Below are 14737 nucleotides of genomic sequence, written 5' to 3'. Positions count from 1 at the left end.
TTGCTATGCTCTGGCCCTCTTTCGCGAGGGCCAGAGCCGATGCTAAATATTGTTTTATACGAACCTGAAATCCCGCCTAACACCGGCAATATTATTCGGTTATGCGCCAACACCGGCTTTCGTTTGCACCTGATTGAACCGCTCGGTTTTACGTGGGATGACAAACGGCTTCGTCGCGCCGGGCTCGATTATCATGAGTTCACGGCGGTTCGCCGTCATGCCGACTACGCTGCTTTCCTCGCCTCAGAATCGCCTTCTCGCCTCTTTGCGTTGACCACAAAAGGCACGCCAGCACACAGCGCCGTCAGTTATCAGCCCGACGACTTTCTGCTTTTTGGACCTGAAACGCGTGGTTTGCCCGCAACCATTCTTGATGCGCTGCCCGCTCAGCAGAAGATCCGCATCCCGATGCAGCCGGACAGCCGCAGCATGAACCTGTCAAATGCGGTTTCGGTGGTGGTTTATGAAGCCTGGCGCCAGCTTGGTTATGCGGGCGCGGTTATTAAGGAACAGGCCTGATGCTAGATGCCGTCGCCAAACTCAAAGCCTGCGACGGTGCCGTTAAAGTGCTGATCCATATCCATTGCGGGTTTGTCGGTGCCCGGTTTGCCAACAATCCGCGCGGGCACGCCTGCTGCCGTGGTGTGCGGCGGCACCGGTTGTAATACCACCGACCCTGCGCCGATCTTAGCGCCACGCCCCACTTCAATATTGCCGAGGATCTTCGCGCCTGCGCCAATCATCACGCCTTCACGAATTTTCGGGTGGCGATCGCCGCTGGTCTTGCCCGTCCCGCCGAGGGTAACGGATTGTAAAATCGACACGTCATCTTCAATGATGGCCGTTTCACCCACCACGATACCCGTTGCGTGATCCAGCATGATACCGCGGCCAATTCTTGCGGCGGGATGGATATCTACCGCGAAGGAAACAGACACTTCGTTTTGCAGATAAACCGCCAGCGCGCGTCGCCCTTCGCCCCAAAGCCAGTGGCCGATGCGGTAAGCCTGAAGCGCATGAAAGCCTTTCAGGTAAAGTAGCGGAGTGGAATATTTGTCGATAGCCGGATCGCGCTGGCGTACCGCCTGAATATCGCAGGCGGCGGACTGGATCATCGAAGGATCCTGGTTGTATGCCTCCTGCACGATTTCACGGATCGCGATAGCCGGCATAATGGCGTTTGCCAGTTTGTTAGCCAGCATGTAGCTCAGCGCGCTGCCAAGGTCATCATGCTTAAGCAGCGTTGCGTGGTAAAAACTGGCCAGCATCGGTTCAGAATCAGCCAGCGCACGCGCTTCCGCTTTTATATTGTCCCAGACCTGTTCAGGTTCTACGCACGCCATGGCTCTCTCCCGTCGAATAGTGCATCACGCCAGTTGGCTGCTGATGAAGCATTGTTTTACCGCTCAGCCGGAACTACTTTTCGTCTTTTCTTGTCCGTCCGAGCAGGCTTAATGCTGCCTCTCGTGCATTTTTTTCGCAATACAGGATCTGATAAATCTGCTCGGTTATTGGCATCTCAACGCCGCAGCGGGCGGCCAGCGCCTTAACTTCTTTGGTATTTCGGAAACCTTCCACTACCTGGCCAATGGTATTTTGCGCGGTTTCAACATCTTTTCCCTGCCCGAGCATCATGCCGAAGCGTCGATTGCGTGACTGGTTATCGGTACAGGTCAGCACCAGATCGCCTAAGCCCGCCATGCCCATAAAGGTGGTGGGATCGGCGCCCAGCGCGCTGCCCAGCCGGGTCATTTCGGCCAGACCACGGGTGATCAGTGCCGTTCGCGCGTTGGCGCCAAAGCCTATCCCGTCGGAAATACCCGCGCCGATGGCGATAACGTTCTTCACCGCGCCGCCAAGCTGTACGCCAATAAAATCGGGATTATTGTAAACCCGGAAGCTTTTGCCGCAGTGCAGCAGCGTTTGCAGATCGTCGGCGAATTTCGTCTCCGTCGCGGCCAGCGCAATAGCGGTCGGCAGACCGGCTGCCAGCTCTTTTGCAAAGGTAGGGCCGGAAATGACCGCCAGCGGAATGTCGTCGCCCAGAATCTCACGAGCAACGTCCTGAAGCAGCCTGCCGGTCTCTTTTTCCAGACCTTTGGTTGCCCAGACAATACGAGAGTCCTGGCGCAGGTGAGGCTTTATTTGCCGCAGCACGTCCCCAAAGACATGGCTGGGAACCACCACCAGCAGGTCGCGGCTTGCCGCAATAGCCGTCGCTAAATCGCTTTCCATGCTGAGGGAGTCGGGAAACGGCACGTCAGGCAGAAAAGCAGTGTTGCAGCGATCCGCCTGAAGCTGGGCCTGATGCTGTGGATTATGACCCCATAAAACAACCTGATGGCCGTTTCTTGCCAGCGTGATAGCTAAAGCGGTGCCGTAAGATCCGGCACCGATAACGCTCATTGAGGCGTTGGCGGAAGACATTATGCGTCCTGTTGCGGAGCGGCGCCTTCACTTGACTGCTGAAGATAGTTCATGAACAGCGCGTCAAAGTTTACCGGAGCCAGGTTAAGCTGCGGGAACGTGCCGCGTGAAACCAGGCTGGTGATGCATTCACGCGCGTACGGGAACAGAATATTGGGGCAATATGCGCCCAGGCAGTGCGCCATCTGGTTACCTTCAATACCGGCAACGGAAAAAATACCCGCCTGCTGAACTTCGCACAGAAATGCGGTTTCTTCACCCACCGTTGCGGTCACGGTAACGCGCAGAACGACTTCATAAATCTCATCAGCCAGCTGGCTGGATGCGGTATCCAGATCCAGTTTGACCTCTGGCTCCCACTCTTTCTGAAAGACCTGCGGCGCGTTTGGCGCTTCGAAGGAGATATCTTTCGTGTAGATGCGCTGGATCTGGAAAGCCATCTCGGTGTTGTTTTGCTCTGACATATTACGTAATCCTATGGGTTAATAATCCGTTATCACGCCATCTGCCCGTTTATTTGAGCAGCGGGTCGAGGCCTGCACGATCGTTGAGCGCGAACAGGTCATCACAGCCGCCAATGTGCTGTGCATCAATAAAAATCTGTGGAACGGTAGTACGGCCGCTACGTTTGATCATCTCTTCGCGCTTATCGGCATCACCATCAATAGCGATTTCCTGATAGTTCACGCCCTTCTGATCCAGTAGCGCCTTTGCGCGATGGCAAAACGGGCAGGTGGCTTTGGTATAGATCTCTACGTTTGCCATACGGCTTCTCCACTATTATTTACCGCGAATCAGCGGCAGATTCTCGCCGCTCCAGCCAGCGATGCCTTCTTTCAGGATATAGACTTTTTCAAATCCTGCCGCGTTCAGTTGTGAGGCGGAATCACCGGCAGACGTGCCGTTTGCGCAAACAACAATCACCGGTTGCGCTTTATGTTTTTCCAGTTCGCCCAGGCTGCCTTTTTTGATGTCGGCGGCGGAAAGGTTGATGGCGTTAGAAATGTGGCCTCTGCGGTAGTCATCACGTGAACGAACATCGACTACAACGGCTTCTTCTTTATTGATAAGGTGAGTCGCTTCGCCGCGGCTGACCGTTTTTATCTTAGAGAACATGCCCTTAACGGTGGTCACGATCACCAAAACCAGCAGAACAACCCACGCCAGACTCAGAATGGTATGGTTGCCTGCGAACTGCATAATATCTTGCATGAGGGGTAACAACTCCCGAAAGGGTTAATAAGCGAAAACAAGGCCTCTGAGTATACCTGCCAGTGCTGTCATGTACAGACGTGAAGCGGTTCGAGTTGCGTTTTCTGGGGCTGTTTCCCAAAAAAAATTGTCATCTGTGTAAATCCCTCGCGAAGCGCTGTTTCGCTCGTCAAATGAACGGTTATTTATTGTGCAATGCCGGGTCTGGTTTCTGTGAATAGCGACAGGCGGAAAGTGAATACGTTAATGACATCGTTACTAAACGAAATGCAAAAGCGTTTACGGATGGCTGGTAAGCCGCTGTTCATCGTGGAATAATCCTTTCCTATGAGGGAAAATTCGACAGTTTTACGTCTGCGAACCCCAGGTAACGGATCGGCCATTGGCTTTCTGCTACGAACTGGCATGTTCACACTTTCCGCCTGCGTGCTCAGCGCAGGCATTTTGCTGCTGCCTGCGGAAAGCCGGGCGGCGGACGATAATAAATCTGAACTGAAAACCATTCAGCAGAACATCGCCGAAAAAGAGAAGAGCGTCCGCCTTCAGCAACAACAGCGAAGCAAACTGCTCGCGCAGTTGCAGAGTCAGGAAAAAACCATTGCGCAAGCCAGTCGCCAGCTACGTGAAACGCAGATTGCGCTGAACAGTTTACGTACAGAGATCAACAGCCTGACCGCCTCCATTGATAAGCTTGAGACCCGGCAGGCATCGCAGGAAGCGCTGCTGGCGGAGCAGCTGGATGCGGCGTTTCGTCAGGGGCAACACAGCGGCGTTCAGCTGATCCTCAGCGGTGAGGAGAGCCAGCGCAGTGAACGCCTGCTGGCCTACTTCGGCTATCTCAATGACGCCCGCCAGAAATCTATCGACGATCTGAAAAAAACACGCAACGATTTGTCGGCGGAGAAAGCCGCGCGGATTGATAAACAGGCGCAGCAAAAGAACCTCCTTTCACAGCAGCAGGCGCAGGCGCAGAAGCTGGAGAGCGCGCGCTCGGATCGCAAAAAAACGTTGGGAACGCTGGAGTCTTCGCTGGAGAAAGATCGGGCGCAACTGGTCGAGCTGCGGCAAAACGAAATTCGCCTGCGCGATAAGATTGCCAAAGCCGAGCGGGAAGCACGCGCGCGCGCGGAACGGGAAGCGCGCGAGGCCGAACGCGTTCGGGCGCGGCAACAGCAGGCGAAGAGCAAAGGCACCACCTATAAACCGACCGAAAGCGAGCGCTCGCTGATGTCCCGCACCGGTGGGCTTGGCCGCCCTTCAGGACAGGCTAACTGGCCGGTTCGCGGCAGCTTACAGCATCGCTTTGGCGAAGAGCTACAGGGCGAGCTACGTTGGAAAGGGCTGGTGATCAGCGCCGCAGAAGGCACTGAAGTGAAATCGATCGCCGATGGCCGCGTGCTGATGGCCGACTGGCTCCAGGGCTACGGGCTGGTTGTGGTGGTTGAACACGGTAAAGGCGATATGAGCCTTTATGGTTATAACCAGAGCGCGCTGGTCAGCGTAGGCGCTCAGGTTAAGGCAGGACAGCCGATTGCGCTGGTGGGCACCAGCGGCGGCCAGGGTACGCCTTCACTCTATTTTGAAATTCGACGTCAGGGACAGGCGGTTAATCCACTACCGTGGTTAGGAAGATAATTTGTTACTTCTGCGCAAACTTTGCGGCGTGCTGACGGGCCTCATGCTGGCCTGCGCCGCGCACGCGGGCAAGCTGTCAATTGTTATTGACGATTTTGGTTATCGTCCGGCTCAGGAAAACCAGGTATTACAGATGCCGTCGGCGATTTCGGTTGCCGTTTTGCCTGACGCGCCGCACGCGCGTGAAATGGCAACCAAAGCCCGCCAGCGGGGTCATGAAGTGCTGATCCACCTGCCAATGGCGCCGCTGAGCAAACAGCCGCTGGAAAAAGACACGCTGCGCCCCGACATGTCGGATGCCGAAATCGAACGAATTATTCGCCATGCGGTGGCCAACGTGCCCGGCGCAGTCGGGTTGAACAATCATATGGGCAGCGCGATGACTTCCAGCCTGCCGGGCATGCAAAAAGTAATGCGCGTGCTGAATCACTATAACTTCTATTTTCTCGACAGCATGACCATCGGCAACAGCCAGTCAACCCGCGCGGCGGCAGGCACCAGTGTGAAGGTCATTAAACGCCGGGTATTTCTTGATGATACGCAGAACGAAGCCGATATACGCAACCAGTTTACCCGCGCGGTAAGGCTTGCTCAACGTGACGGTTACGCTATCGCTATCGGCCATCCTCATCCCACAACCGTCAACGTTCTTCAGCAGATGCTGCCGACGTTGCCGTCGGATATCACGCTGGTGCGGCCCAGCCAGCTGTTGAACGAGGCGCAGCGAACCGGTCCTCTGCCTCAGCCCGCACCGCCGCGCAATCCGTTTCGTGGTGTAAAACTCTGCGTCGTGAAACAGCAGCCGGTGCCAGCCAGCCGTGCGCTTGAGGTGATAGCGGAAAGCATCAGCGGCAGCCGCGCGATGCGCTATATCAACACCCATTTTTCCGGGCTGACGTTCAGCGCCCCGAAGACGCCTTAATGACTTTCTGATACGGGAAGCGGTCCGATGACACAACGGCCTGAAAAAATTCTGCTGCTGGATACCGGCAACGAATGGGGCGGCGGCACCAACAGCATGCTTGAGTTACTGAAGCGTATCGATCGCACGCAGTTTGATGTGCGCTGCTGTTTTTATCACAACTACCGGCGTGGTGCAGGCGATTCAATCAAACAGGTTCTCCAGGCGCTGGGCATCCCTTTTATCCTGATCCCACAGCGTAAACAGCCGCGCTGGGCAAAAATGGCCAAAGAGGTGCTTCGTACCCTGGTTTTTTATAGCCGCACGCAGCGTCAGAAAATGACTAACCATATCGATATGCGCTGGCGCATACGACCCAATGCCAGACGTATCCGCCAGCTTATTGCCGACTATCAGGCAGACATTCTCTATATGAATAACCAGCCCGGCTCCAATGCAGAAGGCTATCTGGCGGCGGAGGGGCTGCCGATTGCGGTGGTGCAACACTGCCGCATTGAGCCGGTGCTCAATCCGCAGCTGGTAAGGCTGGTGAACCGGCGCGCCGATGCGGTCATCGCCGTTTCAAACGGCGTGCGAAAGGTGCTGCTGGATAATGGCGTTGCGCCGGAAAAATGTTTTACCGTTTTTAACGCCATCGATATCCACCAGCGTTTGCCTGACCGCCTGACGATGCGCCGCGAGCTGCTGGACATTGAGGACGACACCTTTGTGTTTGGCAGCATCGGTTCGCTGATTGCCCGTAAATCACATCATCATGTACTGAGCGCGCTGGAGAAATTTGCCGCCGCCTTTCCGCAGGCCCGCTGGCGAATGGTTATTCTTGGCGAAGGCCCCGATCTGGCTGCGCTACAGGCGCAGGCGAAAAAAGCAGGCATTGCCGATCGCGTCACGTTTGCCGGTTTTCGCAGCAATCCGCTGGACTATCTCGCTGCGTTTGACGTTTTTGTGCTTGCATCCAAAAGCGAGGGGTTGCCGCGCGTGGTGCTGGAGGCAATGCTGTTGAACACGGCAGTCATCGGTTCACGCGTGACCGGCACCGCCGAACTCGTGACGCACGCGCAGACCGGCCTGCTGTTTGAGTATGGCGACATTGACGGTCTGTTCGCGCAAATGAAAACCCTTTACCTTGATGCGGACACGCGTAAAAATTTGCTGGCCCAGGCCAACGCCAGCGTAAAACAGCACTATGCCATTGAGCACTATGTCTCTGGCGTGGAATCACGTTTAAAAAGTGCGGCACACGGGAACTCATCGCATGTTTGAATTTATGAAACCCCATTTTCGTTACATTCGCTCGCGTCATAACCTTCCCTATGAAAGCGCGCGGGGAAATATTCCCGTCACGTCAGTAGTGATCCCCTGTACCGGCGAAGATTTTATTGCTGAAGCAAAACTCAGCGCGCTGTTCGCTTCCCGCTTTGCACCGGGGGCAGAGGAGATCGTCATCGTCAGCGACAGATCAGCCGATGAGTTTGGTGAACTGCCTGACAGAACGCGCGTGGTGACGCTGGAGGTGCCTTTCCGCGAAGAGAGCTACCGCTACAAGCAAATTTATCGCAGCCGGCTGATTAAGCTTCAGGCGCCGTTACAGGCAAAAACAGACGGCATTTTGATGATCGATTCCGACCTGAACTTGCTTAAAATGCCGGATATTCAGATGCACGACGGACACATTTACTCCAGTTTCCGCCAGGGCAGAATGATTGCCAAGCTGATGGGCGCGCCTGAGGAGAATCGTCCCGCCTATTATCGCAACAGTGTGCGTCCCTTTATTGCCGATCACGTTAACGGCGCATTCCTCGCCGCTACGCGAAAAACCTGGCAGCGTATCTGTCCGCTGTGGCTCACGCTGTTTCAGGATACGTGGGCGCTGATGGATGACTCTCAGCCGCCAACCGATCAGCTTCCGCTGGCTGCCCTGCTCGATATGCTGGATCTCAAAACCGTGAATCTGGGCGACTGGATGAACTGGCCCGTTTCGAAGAAGATCGGCGGCGCTACCGCAGCTATTCCGGGAGAGGTTGTCGGCGCGCACGGTGGCTTCCCGCTTTCCGAATGGCAGAAATACCTTGAATCGCCGGACGCACAGATGACCTTTAAAGGGCAGGACTACACGCGCAAAGTCCGCTATCTGACGGATGACGAAAAAAAAGGGTAAGACATCCGGGCCGGTGTGCAACCGGCCCGGAAGCGATCACCATTCCAGGATCACCTTCCCGGACTGCCCGGAACGCATGCGATCGAAACCCTGCTGGAAATCGTTGATGCTGAACCGGTGGGTAATGATTGGGCTGAGATCCAGCCCGGACTGGAGCAGCGCCGCCATCTTGTACCAGGTTTCGAACATCTCCCGCCCGTAAATGCCTTTAATAAACAGTCCCTTGAAAATTACCTGATTCCAGTCAATCGACATTTCCGCAGGCGGAATGCCCAGCAGCGCGATGCGACCGCCATGATTCATCACGCTCAGCATACTGTGAAAACCGGCGGGCGCCCCGGACATCTCAAGGCCGATATCGAAGCCTTCCGTCATCTCGAGTTCGTGCATCACTTCTGGCAGCTTTTCATGACTGACGTTGACCGCGCGCGTTACGCCCATTTTGCGCGCGAGATCGAGGCGATACTCATTCACATCGGTGATCACCACGTGCCGGGCGCCGACGTGGCGACAGACCGCCGCCGCCATAATGCCGATTGGCCCCGCGCCGCAAATCAGTACGTCTTCGCCCACCAGATCAAACGACAGCGCGGTGTGCACGGCGTTGCCGAAGGGATCGAAAATGGCGGCCAGCTCGTCGGAAATGTTGTCGGGAATGCGGAAGGCGTTATAGGCGGGAATGACCAGATATTCCGCAAAGCAGCCCTGGCGATTAACGCCGACGCCGATGGCGTTGCGGCACAGGTGGGTGCGCCCGGCGCGGCAGTTGCGGCAGTGCCCGCAGGTAATATGCCCTTCACCTGAAACGCGGTCGCCGATGGCAAACCCTTTCACTTCCTGGCCCACCGCGACCACTTCACCCACGTATTCATGGCCGACGATCATTGGCACCGGAATGGTTTTCTGCGACCACACGTCCCAGTTGTAGATGTGCACGTCGGTGCCGCAGATGGCCGTTTTGCGAATTTTGATCAGCAGATCGTTATGCCCCGGCTCGGGAACGGGCGCGTCATGGATCATCCAGATGCCCTCTTCAGGCCGCAGCTTGGCTAAGCCTTTCATGCCGTTTTCCCTCCAATGACGCCCAGTTCATGGCCGATACGGGTAAAGGCTTCCACCGCGCGCGTTAGCTGCTCTTGCGTGTGCGCGGCTGAGATTTGCGTGCGAATGCGCGCCTGCCCCTGCGGCACCACCGGATAGAAGAAGCCAATTGCATAGATGCCTTCTTTTTGCAGACGACGCGAAAACGTCTGCGCCAGCTTGGCCTCGCCCAGCATCACAGGAATGATGGCGTGATCGGCGCCCGCCAGTCGAAAGCCCGCCTGCGTCATCGCATCACGGAAGAAACGCGTGTTTTCCCACAGGCGCTGACGCAGACCGTCGCCTTCATTCAGTATGTCGAGCACGCGCAGCGAGGCGGCAACAATTGAGGGCGCCAGCGAGTTGGAAAAGAGATAAGGACGCGAACGCTGACGCAGCCACTCCACCACCTCTTTACGCGCCGCCGTATAGCCGCCGGATGCGCCGCCCAACGCTTTACCCAGCGTGCCGGTAATAATATCGACGCGCCCCATTACCTCACAATATTCGTGGGTGCCGCGCCCGCCCTCGCCGACAAAGCCGACCGCGTGCGAATCATCCACCATCACCAGCGCGTTGTAGCGATCGGCCAAATCACAGATGCCCTTAAGGTTGGCTATCGCGCCATCCATCGAAAACACGCCGTCGGTGGCGATCATAATATGTCGCGCGCCCGCGCTGCGTGCCTCCGTCAAACGCGCTTCCAGCTCGGCCATATCATTGTTGGCGTAGCGATAGCGTTTCGCCTTGCACAGCCGCACGCCGTCAATAATTGAGGCGTGGTTTAACGCGTCGGAGATCACCGCGTCCTCTGCATCAAGCAGCGTTTCAAACAGGCCGCCGTTAGCGTCAAAACAGGAGGAGTAAAGCAGGGCATCCTCCATGCAGAGAAACTCTGCCAGCCGCTGCTCCAGCCGTTTGTGCGTGTCCTGCGTGCCGCAGATGAAACGCACGGAGGCCATGCCGAAACCGTGGCTGTCCATGCCCTCCTTCGCCGCCGCAATCAGCGCCGGGTGGTTTGCCAGCCCCAGATAGTTGTTGGCGCAGAAGTTGATTGTCTGTTCGCCGCTCGCAAGCGTTAAATTACTCTGTTGAGCGGAGGCGATCGCTCGCTCCTCCTTAAACAAACCGTCTTCGTGAAGCGTGGCAAGTTGCTGCGTAAGCTGCTGATAAAATGATGAGGCCATTTTTTATTCTCCGACGGGAGCAAATGAGCGAAACATCTTACTGAAGCGCGCGCGTTGTCACGAGAGTGCTGATCGTGTTGTGTGATTTTCACAGCATATTTAACGCCGACGAAAGATAATTCCTGCCGCCTGCGGCTGTCCGGGTGGTGCTGAGATGTTATGATATTAAGCATTAGTGTGTGAAACCTCCCGTTTCACCCCCACTGTTTAAGGTTAAAGCTCATGATTATCGTCACCGGCGGCGCTGGTTTTATCGGCAGCAATATCATTAAAGCGCTGAATCTGAAAGGCTATACGGACATTCTTGTGGTCGACAACCTGAAAGACGGCACCAAGTTCGCCAACCTGGTGGATCTGGATATTGCCGATTACATGGATAAAGAAGATTTCCTGATTAGCGTTCTTGCGGATGAAGATTTCGGCGATGTGGAAGCGGTCTTCCACGAAGGCGCCTGCTCGGCCACCACCGAATGGGATGGCAAGTACATGATGGATAACAACTATCAGTACTCCAAGGAGCTGATGCACTACTGCATCGAGCGCCAGATCCCCTTCCTTTACGCCTCCTCTGCCGCGACCTATGGCGGCCGTAACGACAATTTTATTGAAGAGCGCCAGTTCGAAGAGCCGTTGAACGTCTACGGCTACTCCAAAATGCTGTTCGATCACTACGTGCGTCAGGTGCTGCCGCAGGCAGAATCGCAGATTTGCGGCTTCCGTTATTTTAACGTTTACGGCCCGCGCGAAGGCCATAAAGGCAGCATGGCCAGCGTGGCGTTTCATCTGAATATGCAGCTTAATAACGGTGAAAATCCCAAACTGTTTGAAGGCAGCGACGGCTTTAAACGCGACTTCATCCATGTCGAAGACGTGGCCGCCGTCAACCTGTGGTTCTGGGAAAACGGCGTATCCGGCATCTTCAACTGCGGCACGGGCCGGGCGGAGTCGTTCCAGGAAGTGGCTGAGGCCGCCCTGAAATTCCATCAGAAGAGTGAAATTGAATACATTCCTTTCCCGGAAAAGCTGAAAGGCCGCTATCAGGGCTATACCCAGGCGGATTTAACCCGGCTTCGCGCGGCAGGTTACGATAAGCCGTTCAAAACCGTCGCCGAAGGCGTGGCCGACTATATGGCCTGGCTCAACCGCAAAGCGTAAAGGGTGCCGATGAAAATACTGGTCATCGGGCCTTCCTGGGTGGGCGATATGATGATGTCGCAAAGTCTGTATCGCACGCTGAAGGCGAACCACCCGGATGCCGTCATCGACGTAATGGCGCCTCCGTGGTGCCGTCCGTTGCTGTCGCGCATGCCGGAGGTTAACGAGGCGCTGCCGATGCCGCTGGGTCACGGCGCGCTGGCGTTAGGCGAGCGCCGTCGGCTGGGCCACGCGCTACGTGATAAAGGTTACGATCGCGCTTATGTTCTGCCCAACTCCTTCAAATCCGCCCTGGTGCCCTTTTTCGCCGGGATCAAAACGCGTACCGGCTGGCGCGGTGAAATGCGCTACGGCGTGTTAAACGATGCGCGCGTGCTGGATAAAGCCGCCTGGCCGTTAATGGTGGAGCGCTATGTAGCGCTGGCCTACGATAAATCGCGCGTGCGGCGCGCAAGCGATCTTCCGCAGCCGCTGCTGTGGCCCAAACTGGACGTCAATGATGCAGAAAAAGTAGCTACCTCTGCCGCTTTCGGCCTGTCGCCAGCGCGCCCGCTGATCGGTTTCTGCCCCGGCGCCGAGTTCGGTCCGGCCAAGCGCTGGCCGCACCATCACTATGCAGAACTGGCACAGATGCTGATCGACAAAGGTTTTCAGATAGCGCTGTTTGGTTCGGCAAAAGATAAAGAAACCGGCGAGCAAATAGTGCAAAGCCTTCATCCCGACGCCCGCGAACGCTGCCACAATCTGGCAGGCGAAACGCAGCTTGAGCAGGCGGTGATCCTGCTGGCGCAGTGCCGCGCCGTGGTCAGCAACGATTCTGGACTGATGCATATCGCCGCCGCGCTGGATCGTCCGCTGGTGGCGCTTTATGGCCCCAGCAGCCCCGACTTTACCCCGCCGCTGTCGCACAAAGCGCGCGTTATCCGATTGATCACCGGCTATCACCGGGTGCGCAAAGGGGATGCCGCGGAAGGCTACCATCAAAGCCTGATTGATATCACGCCAGAGCGCGTTCTCGCTGAGCTGGAAACCCTGCTGGAGAAAAACCAGGAGAGCGAATGCAGGTTCTGATTGTTAAAACGTCCTCCATGGGCGACGTATTGCACACGCTGCCCGCGCTGACGGATGCCATGCGCGCCCTTCCCGGCATTCGCTTCGACTGGGTAGTGGAAGAGGGATTTGCACAAATTCCCGCCTGGCATCCGGCGGTAGATCGGGTGATCCCGGTCGCCATTCGCCGTTGGCGGAAACACTGGTTTGGCAGCGATGTCCGGGAAGAGCGCTTTCGCTTTAAGCAGGACGTTCAGTCGCGCCAGTACGATCTGGTGATCGATGCGCAGGGCTTAATCAAAAGCGCGGCGCTGGTCACCCGCATCGCCAAAGGCATCAAGCACGGCCAGGACAGCCGCAGCGCGCGTGAGCCTTTTGCCAGCTGGTGGTATGACCAACGTCATGAAATTAACAAACAGCAGCACGCCGTGCAGCGCACGCGCGAACTGTTTGCGAAAAGCCTCGGCTATCCGCTGCCGGAAAGTAAAGGCGACTATGCCATCGCCAGCCACTTTCTGGCTGAACCGCCCGCCGACGTCAACCAGTATCTGGTTTTCCTGCATGCCACCACCCGCGACGCCAAGCACTGGCCGGAGTCACACTGGCGCGATCTTATCGGCCTGCTGCAAAACACCGGGCTGCGCATCAAGCTTCCCTGGGGCACCGATCATGAACATCAGCGCGCGCAACGTCTGGCGCAGGGGTTTGACAACGTTGAGGTGCTGCCCCGGCTTACGCTGGAGCAGATCGCACGCGTGCTGGCCGGTGCCAGGGCGGTGGTTTCCGTCGACACCGGCCTGAGCCATCTGACTGCCGCGCTCGATCGTCCTAATATCACGCTGTATGGCCCGACCGACCCCGGCCTGATTGGCGGATACGGAAAAAACCAGTTTGTCGTCCGGCCTGCGGAGGGAAACGCGATGGCGGCTATTTCCGCGTCGGATGTACAGACGATGCTTCTTCCTCTGCTCAGTGCTGACGCCTGATGGACGTCTGCCCGCAGCTCACTATTTTAATTGCCGCGCACAACTGCGCGCCCTGGCTGGCGGAGACGCTGAACAGCGTTTTTGCTTCTCTGGCCGATGCGCACAACCGCGCGGAGATCGTCATCATCAACGATGACTCCACCGACGATACCCAGGCGATTATCGACGACTACGCCGGACGCTATCCTCACATTCGCACGGAGAAGACGCGCTATCGCAACGTCGGCCGCGTTCGTAATCACGCGGTGCAACTGGCTCGTGGCGACTACATTTTGATGGTAGACAGCGACGACAGGCTGCTGCCCGACGCGCTGGCGGACAGGCTCGCGCTGTTGGCGCAGCGCAGTCCCGACATTCTGCTGAGTAAAATCATTGAAACACGGACTGACGGCCCCCAGCTGGCCTGGCAACCTGCCGTGCCGGAAGAATTAACGCAGCATGACGCTGTTGAACGTTTTCTGATCCATCGCGACTATCAGGCGCACTTTATCGGACAGTTTTTTGCCCGTCGCCTGCTGCAACAACACGCCTTCCCGGATCTTATCTGTTATGAAGATACCTGGCTTTTCCCGTTGATGCTGATGCACAGCCGCAAAACGCTTTACTCTCGCGCCGGTTTCTACCTGTATCGCAAACATCCACAGAGCCTGTCATCAGCCATCGATCACCACAAGATTGACTGCCTGATTGAGGCGACTCGCCATCTCGACGAGGTATTGCCTGCGCGTTATGCCCCGCTTATTACCTGTCACTGGCTGGATATTGCCAATCGTTATTACTCGCAGCTTCATGATACGCCACAGGGAAAAGAGGTTGAGCAACGCCTGCGGCGCATGAGTCCGCTTCGGTTTATGCTGAATGGAAAAATCCGGCTGAGCTATAAGAGAAAGATGCTGACCGTGAGAAATCGGGGCCTGTAAGGCCC

General features: G+C 56.5%; 16 protein-coding genes. 9 read left to right on the top strand and 7 right to left on the bottom strand.

Annotated elements, in window-relative coordinates; all coding sequences use genetic code 11:
• The first annotated feature begins 39 nt into the window (after positions 1-39).
• Positions 40-519: a tRNA (uridine(34)/cytosine(34)/5-carboxymethylaminomethyluridine(34)-2'-O)-methyltransferase TrmL gene (gene trmL, locus GS12_RS01080; protein WP_034943200.1), complete on the top strand. Its 480-nt coding sequence runs from the start codon at positions 40-42 to the stop codon at positions 517-519.
• 2 nt (positions 520-521) lie between these two features.
• Here the strand turns inward: trmL and cysE are convergent, their stop codons facing one another.
• The 5 genes from cysE to GS12_RS01055 form a co-directional block, all read right to left on the bottom strand.
• Positions 522-1343, bottom strand: a complete 822-nt coding sequence (gene cysE, locus GS12_RS01075) for a serine O-acetyltransferase (RefSeq protein WP_034918453.1) — start codon at positions 1341-1343, stop codon at positions 522-524.
• 73 nt (positions 1344-1416) lie between these two features.
• Positions 1417-2427 (bottom strand): NAD(P)H-dependent glycerol-3-phosphate dehydrogenase, encoded by a 1011-nt coding sequence (gene gpsA, locus GS12_RS01070; RefSeq protein ID WP_034943199.1) that lies wholly within the window; start codon positions 2425-2427, stop codon positions 1417-1419.
• Entirely contained in the window at positions 2427-2891 is a 465-nt protein-coding gene (gene secB / locus GS12_RS01065) for a protein-export chaperone SecB (protein WP_034943197.1), read from the bottom strand. Before secB ends, gpsA begins: the two co-directional genes overlap by 1 nt.
• A 49-nt stretch (positions 2892-2940) precedes the next feature.
• Positions 2941-3192 (bottom strand): glutaredoxin 3, encoded by a 252-nt coding sequence (gene grxC / locus GS12_RS01060; RefSeq protein ID WP_034943195.1) that lies wholly within the window; start codon positions 3190-3192, stop codon positions 2941-2943.
• Between the two features lie 15 nt (positions 3193-3207).
• Positions 3208-3639, bottom strand: coding sequence for a rhodanese-like domain-containing protein (locus tag GS12_RS01055; RefSeq protein WP_034918446.1), 432 nt, complete (start codon positions 3637-3639; stop codon positions 3208-3210).
• 327 nt (positions 3640-3966) lie between these two features.
• Here GS12_RS01055 and envC point away from each other — a divergent pair, with 327 nt between their 5' ends.
• The 4 genes from envC to GS12_RS01035 are packed head-to-tail and all read left to right on the top strand — an operon-like array spanning position 3967 to position 8354.
• A complete protein-coding gene (gene envC / locus GS12_RS01050) occupies positions 3967-5274 on the top strand; it encodes a murein hydrolase activator EnvC (RefSeq protein WP_034943193.1) in 1308 nt (435 codons plus the stop codon).
• 43 nt (positions 5275-5317) lie between these two features.
• The gene (locus GS12_RS01045; protein WP_052118315.1) at positions 5318-6196 is read left to right on the top strand and encodes a divergent polysaccharide deacetylase family protein; all 879 of its coding nucleotides are present in this window, start codon (positions 5318-5320) and stop codon (positions 6194-6196) included.
• Positions 6197-6223: 27 nt separating this feature from the next.
• Positions 6224-7459 (top strand): glycosyltransferase, encoded by a 1236-nt coding sequence (locus GS12_RS01040; protein ID WP_034943190.1) that lies wholly within the window; start codon positions 6224-6226, stop codon positions 7457-7459.
• On the top strand, positions 7452-8354 hold the full coding sequence (locus tag GS12_RS01035; protein WP_034943188.1) for a glycosyltransferase family A protein: 903 nt from the start codon (positions 7452-7454) through the stop codon (positions 8352-8354). The genes GS12_RS01040 and GS12_RS01035 overlap by 8 nt, the downstream gene beginning before the upstream one ends.
• 36 nt (positions 8355-8390) lie before the next feature.
• Here GS12_RS01035 and tdh read toward each other — a convergent pair whose 3' ends face one another.
• Both tdh and GS12_RS01025 read right to left on the bottom strand, forming a co-directional pair.
• Complete coding sequence (tdh, locus tag GS12_RS01030) at positions 8391-9416, bottom strand: L-threonine 3-dehydrogenase (protein ID WP_034943186.1); 1026 nt, start codon at positions 9414-9416, stop codon at positions 8391-8393.
• A complete protein-coding gene (locus GS12_RS01025; RefSeq protein ID WP_034943184.1) occupies positions 9413-10621 on the bottom strand; it encodes a glycine C-acetyltransferase in 1209 nt (402 codons plus the stop codon). Before GS12_RS01025 ends, tdh begins: the two co-directional genes overlap by 4 nt.
• A 222-nt stretch (positions 10622-10843) precedes the next feature.
• Between GS12_RS01025 and rfaD the strand changes: the two genes are divergently transcribed.
• Genes rfaD through GS12_RS01005 form a run of 4 tightly spaced genes read left to right on the top strand, consistent with a single transcriptional unit; the run spans position 10844 to position 14732 of the window.
• Entirely contained in the window at positions 10844-11776 is a 933-nt protein-coding gene (rfaD, locus tag GS12_RS01020) for an ADP-glyceromanno-heptose 6-epimerase (RefSeq protein WP_034943183.1), read from the top strand.
• Between the two features lie 9 nt (positions 11777-11785).
• On the top strand, positions 11786-12847 hold the full coding sequence (gene rfaF / locus GS12_RS01015) for an ADP-heptose--LPS heptosyltransferase RfaF (RefSeq protein ID WP_034943181.1): 1062 nt from the start codon (positions 11786-11788) through the stop codon (positions 12845-12847).
• On the top strand, positions 12835-13812 hold the full coding sequence (gene rfaC, locus GS12_RS01010) for a lipopolysaccharide heptosyltransferase RfaC (protein ID WP_034943179.1): 978 nt from the start codon (positions 12835-12837) through the stop codon (positions 13810-13812). Before rfaF ends, rfaC begins: the two co-directional genes overlap by 13 nt.
• A complete protein-coding gene (locus GS12_RS01005) occupies positions 13812-14732 on the top strand; it encodes a glycosyltransferase family 2 protein (protein WP_034943178.1) in 921 nt (306 codons plus the stop codon). Before rfaC ends, GS12_RS01005 begins: the two co-directional genes overlap by 1 nt.
• Positions 14733-14737 lie beyond the last annotated feature (5 nt).

Origin of the sequence: Erwinia oleae, from assembly GCF_000770305.1 — a bacterium.
GTDB lineage: Bacteria > Pseudomonadota > Gammaproteobacteria > Enterobacterales > Enterobacteriaceae > Erwinia > Erwinia oleae.
Note: the sequence above shows the minus strand (reverse complement) of the source record. Positions and strands in the feature narration are given on the sequence as shown.

What these genes read in the sequence shown, in the direction of transcription:
- rfaC (WP_034943179.1), top strand. Translation starts at nt 12,835, where the DNA reads ATGCAGGTTCTGATTGTTAAAACGTCCTCCATGGGCGACGTATTGCAC.
- GS12_RS01045 (WP_052118315.1), top strand. Translation starts at nt 5,318, where the DNA reads ATGCTGGCCTGCGCCGCGCACGCGGGCAAGCTGTCAATTGTTATTGAC.
- cysE (WP_034918453.1), bottom strand. Translation starts at nt 1,343, where the DNA reads ATGGCGTGCGTAGAACCTGAACAGGTCTGGGACAATATAAAAGCGGAA.
- envC (WP_034943193.1), top strand. Translation starts at nt 3,967, where the DNA reads ATGAGGGAAAATTCGACAGTTTTACGTCTGCGAACCCCAGGTAACGGA.
- grxC (WP_034943195.1), bottom strand. Translation starts at nt 3,192, where the DNA reads ATGGCAAACGTAGAGATCTATACCAAAGCCACCTGCCCGTTTTGCCAT.
- secB (WP_034943197.1), bottom strand. Translation starts at nt 2,891, where the DNA reads ATGTCAGAGCAAAACAACACCGAGATGGCTTTCCAGATCCAGCGCATC.
- rfaF (WP_034943181.1), top strand. Translation starts at nt 11,786, where the DNA reads ATGAAAATACTGGTCATCGGGCCTTCCTGGGTGGGCGATATGATGATG.
- GS12_RS01055 (WP_034918446.1), bottom strand. Translation starts at nt 3,639, where the DNA reads ATGCAAGATATTATGCAGTTCGCAGGCAACCATACCATTCTGAGTCTG.
- GS12_RS01025 (WP_034943184.1), bottom strand. Translation starts at nt 10,621, where the DNA reads ATGGCCTCATCATTTTATCAGCAGCTTACGCAGCAACTTGCCACGCTT.
- GS12_RS01005 (WP_034943178.1), top strand. Translation starts at nt 13,812, where the DNA reads ATGGACGTCTGCCCGCAGCTCACTATTTTAATTGCCGCGCACAACTGC.
- trmL (WP_034943200.1), top strand. Translation starts at nt 40, where the DNA reads ATGCTAAATATTGTTTTATACGAACCTGAAATCCCGCCTAACACCGGC.
- GS12_RS01040 (WP_034943190.1), top strand. Translation starts at nt 6,224, where the DNA reads ATGACACAACGGCCTGAAAAAATTCTGCTGCTGGATACCGGCAACGAA.
- gpsA (WP_034943199.1), bottom strand. Translation starts at nt 2,427, where the DNA reads ATGTCTTCCGCCAACGCCTCAATGAGCGTTATCGGTGCCGGATCTTAC.
- rfaD (WP_034943183.1), top strand. Translation starts at nt 10,844, where the DNA reads ATGATTATCGTCACCGGCGGCGCTGGTTTTATCGGCAGCAATATCATT.
- GS12_RS01035 (WP_034943188.1), top strand. Translation starts at nt 7,452, where the DNA reads ATGTTTGAATTTATGAAACCCCATTTTCGTTACATTCGCTCGCGTCAT.
- tdh (WP_034943186.1), bottom strand. Translation starts at nt 9,416, where the DNA reads ATGAAAGGCTTAGCCAAGCTGCGGCCTGAAGAGGGCATCTGGATGATC.